5 protein-coding genes are annotated in these 5,119 nt (G+C 73.9%); 2 read left to right on the top strand and 3 right to left on the bottom strand.

What is annotated here, in order from left to right; genetic code table 11:
* The 3 genes from MFF30_RS22705 to MFF30_RS22695 all read right to left on the bottom strand — a co-directional run.
* Positions 1-928 (bottom strand): efflux RND transporter permease subunit (locus MFF30_RS22705; protein WP_238282326.1); only part of this gene is annotated, 928 nt, incomplete at its 3' end.
* A gap of 11 nt (positions 929-939) precedes the next feature.
* Complete coding sequence (locus MFF30_RS22700; RefSeq protein WP_238282325.1) at positions 940-2,667, bottom strand: efflux RND transporter periplasmic adaptor subunit; 1,728 nt, start codon at positions 2,665-2,667, stop codon at positions 940-942.
* A gap of 99 nt (positions 2,668-2,766) precedes the next feature.
* A complete protein-coding gene (locus tag MFF30_RS22695; protein ID WP_238282324.1) occupies positions 2,767-3,201 on the bottom strand; it encodes a hypothetical protein in 435 nt (144 codons plus the stop codon).
* Between the two features lie 184 nt (positions 3,202-3,385).
* On the opposite strand from MFF30_RS22695, the gene cobF reads away from it, so the two are divergent.
* Positions 3,386-4,147 (top strand): precorrin-6A synthase (deacetylating), encoded by a 762-nt coding sequence (cobF, locus tag MFF30_RS22690; RefSeq protein ID WP_238282323.1) that lies wholly within the window; start codon positions 3,386-3,388, stop codon positions 4,145-4,147.
* Between the two features lie 244 nt (positions 4,148-4,391).
* Positions 4,392-5,119: COG3904 family protein (locus tag MFF30_RS22685; RefSeq protein ID WP_506289933.1), on the top strand; the 728-nt coding region annotated here is incomplete at its 3' end.

Genomic DNA, 5,119 nt, shown 5'->3' with positions numbered 1-5,119 from the left:
GGCTGGGGCCGAGCTGGGCCAGCGCGTCCTCCACGGTCTTTGTCAGCCGCACGGTGTCGACGCCCGGCTGCTTCTCCACCGAGACGATCACGGCGGGCTGGCCCATGTAGCCGCCGTCGCCGCGCCGGGGCCGGGGCGCGAAATCCACCTCGGCCACCTGGCGCAGGTAGACCGGACCCGCGGGGGTGCCCACCACGAGGTTGCGCAGGTCGTCGAGGTCGATGGTCCGGCCGATGGCGCGGATCAGCACCTCGCGGGCGCCCGCATCGGTGAAGCCGCCGCCCGCATTGGTGCCGAAGCCTTCGAGCGCCTGGGTCAGGGCGGCATGGGTGACGCCCAGCGCCCGCATGGCGGCGGGGTTCGGCGCCACCCGGAACTGGCGGACCTCGCCGCCGATGGGAATGACCTGCGCCACCCCCGGGATCGCCAGGAGGCGCGGCCGGATGGTGAAGTCGGCGGTCTCGCGCAGGCTCATCGGGCTCGCGGTCTCGGACGTCACCGCCACCAGCAGGATGCCGCCCATGATCGAGGAGACCGGCCCCATCTGGGGCATCACGTTGGCGGGGAGTTCGGTGCGGGCGAGCGCCAGCCGCTCGGCCACGAATTGGCGCGCCCGGTAGAGGTCGGCGTCCCAGGCGAATTCCACCGTGACGATGGACAGGCCGATGCCGGAGACCGAGCGCACCCGGGTGACGCCGGGCAGGCCGTTCATCCGGGTCTCGATCGGGTAGGTGACCCGCTGCTCGACCTCGGGCGGGGCGAGCCCCTCGGCCTCCGTCATCACCGTGACGGTGGGGCGGTTGAGGTCCGGCAGCACGTCCACGGGCAGGCGCGTGAGGGCGAGGAGCCCGGTCAGCACCAGGGCGGCGGCGAGCGCCACGACGAGCAGGCGGTTGCGCAGGGACTGCGCGACGATGGCTTCGAACATCGGGGGCCCCCTCAGCGGATCTGGTCGAGGAGTTCGGCGCCCTGGACGACGACGCGGTGCCCGGCCGCGATCCCGTCCTCCACCAGCATCCGGTCGGCATCGAGGGGCGCCACTCGCACCGGGCGGCCCATGAAGCGCTCGGCACTGACATGCTCGTAGACGAGGCTGCCGCCCTCCGCCCGCACGACGCCGGAGCGCGCCACCGGCAGGCCGGGGCGGGCCTGGCCCACGGGGGCCAGCACGGTCACGAACTGGCCGAGACGCAGGCCCCGCCCGTCGCCCTCAATGGCGAACTGGACCGGGACCGCCTGGTTGCGGTCGGCGAGGCCCGTGCCGCGATAGGCGAGCTGCAGGGTGCCACCGTCGCCCAGCCGCGCGGTGGCCCGGCTGCCCTCGGCCAGCGCCTCGAAGCTCAGGGCCTCGACCCAGAGTTTGCCCGGGTCGACGATGCGGTAGACCACCGTGCCGGGGGCTGCCATGGCGCCCGCCACCGCGTTCGCCTCGGCGATGACGCCGTCGACCGGGGCGACGAGGGCTTCGGGCTCGCGCCGGATGGCGTCGAGGGCGGCGCGGCGGTCCCGCAGGCCGACGAGTTCCGAGCGGGCGTCGTCGAGCTGCGTCTGCGCCACCGCGCCCGTGCTGGAGAGACGCTCGAAGCGCCCGACCCGGCGCTCCAGGATGGCGATCTGCTGGTCGAGCTCGCCCTGGCGCTGGCGCATGTCGGAGACGTCCACCGCCTGGACCGGCGGGGTCACGGTGGCGAGCACGTCGCCGCGCGCCACCCGCGTGCCGAGGCGGGGAAAGCCGCGCTCGGGGGGCGCAAGCCTTCCGCCGACGGAGGATTGCACCACGCCGCTGGCATTCGGGTCGGGGATGATCCGGCCCGGCAGTTCGGTGCCGCGGGTGACGGAGGCTTGCGCGGTCAGGCCGGTGCGCAGGGCCAGCAGGCGCTGGAGCGATTTGGGCACGAAGACCGAGCCGTCCGGCAGGCGCCGCGCCCGCTCCATCAGGGTCCCGCCAGTCAGGACCGCCGGGGTGACGGGGGCCGCCGTCTCGACCGGGCCGTGGCCCTCGTGCGCCTGCGCCGCGCCGCCGAGGACGAGGGCCACGACCAGCGTCGCTCCGACCGCGAGAAGGCCGACGAGGATCTGGCCCGCGCGTCGCCGGCGCGCCAGGGCGAACACACCGAGCCCCATCAGGAAGCCGCCGGCCGCCAGGGCCGCCGGGTTCTTCCGGGCGAGGTGGCCGACCAAGGCCATGGCCGCGGTGCCCGGGGTGGACGGGCCGGCGGCCGGGGTCGCGACCGGGGCGGGCAGGTGGAGATCGAGGTTGAGAATGTCGGTGCGGCCCTCGACCGAGACGCCGACGATGAGGTCGTGGTCGCCGCCGGCCGCGAGCCAGGGGGCCGCGAGGCGGTAGGTGCCGGGCGCCGTCTCGGCGGCCCTGCGCCGGCCCTCCGGCGTCATCACGGCGACGCTCGCCTCCGGGACGGGGGCGTTGCTGGCGAAGGCGTCGAGGTAGAGCACGAGGTCGGTGCCCTGCACCACGGCGACGAGTTCGAAGCGCTCGGAGACGGCCTCCGCCCGCGGGGCGGTCGCGGCCGGGGCGGGCGGCGCTTCCGCACCGTGATCGTGGCCCTCATGGGCGAGGGCCGGCCCGGACAGGGCAGGGGGGCCGAGGAGCGCGAGGGCGACGAGGAGAGCGAACGCGCGCAGGGCGGCCGCGAGGCAACGGAGCATGGACCAGGATTCTTTCGCCGAGGAGCACGGAACGGCGTCCCGGCCTCGCGCCTCCGTCGGGAGTCTCGCGGGCCTGGCGGACGCGGGGCAGCGTCAGGCTTAGGATCTGGGTGGTTCGGGGAGGGCTTCCGGGACGACGTCCGTCCGGGCGGGGAGGGCGCGCGCCAGGGCGCGGTCGCCAGGACCGCGCGGGTCGCCATCGGCGTCGATGTCCGGGGTGAGCCCGGCTCCGGTGCAGCAGGAGCCATTGCGGCAGCCGGCATTGCAGCAGGTGCCGTCGCAGGTTCCGGTGCTCAGCGCCCTGACCGGGGGGGCCGCCAGCACGACGACCGTCCGGATAGCGAGGGGGGAAAGAAGCGTCTGCGCCTCGCCGGTCCGAGCCTCGGACGACGCGGTCGGGGGGAGGGCGGTCGCGGCGACGCGGGCAGCATGCGGATGGCCGGCATGGGCCTGGGCATCCGACGGCATGAGGCCGACGGCGATCAGAACGATCACTGCCGCGAGCCAGAGTGCCATGTGCCGGAGGCCAGTCATGTCGGGCGCTCCATAGCACACGGGGCGGCAGCGCGACAGACCGGTTTCCGGGCGCCCGCGTGCCCGCGGACACCGGGGCTCACCCTAAGGAGTTGGGAACGCAGGTGGTTTGGCGGGACCGGTTCCCCTCCCCCGCCGCATGCTCTAAGCGGGCGGCCCGGGCGGGAGTGGAGGACGGCGCACGATGAGAACTCTCCTGGTGATCGGGATCGGCACCGGCAACCCCGAGCACATGACGATCCAGGCGATCCGCGCCCTCAACACCGCCGACGTGGTCTTCGCCCTCGACAAGGGGCGCGCGAAGGCCGACCTCGTTGACCTGCGCCGGGAGATCTGTACCCGCTACCTCACCGAGAAGCCCTATCGCTTCGTGGAGGCGCAGGACCCGGAGCGCGACCGCAACCCCGCCGATTACGGGGCCACCGTCGAGGCCTGGCACGCCGCGCGCGCGGCCGTCTACGAGGCGATGATCGCGCGCGAGCTCGACCCGGAGGGTTGCGGCGCCATCCTGGTCTGGGGCGATCCCTCCCTCTACGACAGCACGCTTCGGATCGTGGACCGCATTCTCGCGCGCGGAACCCTCGACCTCGCGGTCCGGGTGATCCCGGGCATCACCAGCGTTCAGGCGCTGGCGGCCGGCCACCGCATCCCCCTCAACCGCATCGGCGGGCCCATCACCATCACCACCGGCCGGCAGATCGCCGGCGGCCTGCCCGAAGGCGCGGACGCCACCGTGGTGATGCTCGACGGCCGGCCCCGCTTCGACCACCTCGACCCGGACCTGACGATCTATTGGGGCGCCTTCCTCGGCACCCCCGACGAGATCCTGGTGTCCGGCCGCCTGGGCGACGTCGCGGCCGAGATCGGCGACCTCCGCGAGGCCGCGCGGACCCGCCACGGCTGGATCATGGACACCTACCTCCTGCGCCCGCCCGAGCCGACCTGAGGCCGCCTGCGACATGTTCGACCGTGCCTTGGAAGACTTTGGCGGTCTCCGAAGCCAGCGTCAGGCGATTCTTCCCCGTTGCGGCGAGGCCACATCGACAAACATCCCTCTCCTCAAATCCTGACCCTCGCCGCGACTGCGCGACGACTGGCAGGGTGTTTGCGTGAGACTTTCCCGGGCCAATAATCGGCGTGTCCTGCCGCCGCGATGATTGTCGCCGGCGCCGGATCGGGAGGGCTGTCGCATGGCGGACGAGGTTCGGATGGTCGGGTTCGGTCGAAAGCGCCGCCGGCTCGGCACGGCGATCCTTGCCGCCGCGGCCTGCTGCGTCCTGACCACTTCCGGCGTGCCCGCCTTTCTCAAGACCGCCCTGGCCGACCTGTCGCTGCGACTGGAGGATCTTGTCCAGACCCGCGCGGCGGAGCCGGCGGCCCGCATCGCCCTCGGTCCATACGGGCGTGACGTCCGGCTCGCGGGCGAGATCGGGGAGGGGACGGCCGCGCGCCTCGGCACGCTGCTGGCCGCCCACCCGGAGGTGACGCGCATCCACCTCACCAGCGAGGGCGGTCTCGTCGACGAGGCCCTGGCGGTCGGCGAACTCATCGCCGCGCGGAACCTCGCCACCTACGTGCCGGATTACTGCGTCTCGGCCTGCACCCTGGCCTTCGTGCGCGGCGCGACCCGGTCCCTCGTGGCGCAGGGCCGCCTCGGCTTCCACGCCCCCTACGATGCCGGCCTGTTCGGGCAGATCCTGCAGGCAGAGGGCTCGGTGGAGCTGGCGGCCTACGTGGCGGCGGGGGTCGAGCCGGCCTTCGCGGCGGAAGCCCTCGCGGTCCCCTCCGAGACTCTCTGGATTCCCGAGGCCGCGCGGCTGATCCAGGCCCGGGTCGCCACCGAGATCGTGGAGACCGACCGCTTCCCGGATTCCACCCTCGACGACGATCCGAGCCCCGCCGGCGCCCGGGCGGCGGT

Source organism: Methylobacterium goesingense (assembly GCF_022179225.1).
GTDB classification, from domain to species: domain Bacteria; phylum Pseudomonadota; class Alphaproteobacteria; order Rhizobiales; family Beijerinckiaceae; genus Methylobacterium; species Methylobacterium goesingense.
Note: the sequence above shows the minus strand (reverse complement) of the source record. Positions and strands in the feature narration are given on the sequence as shown.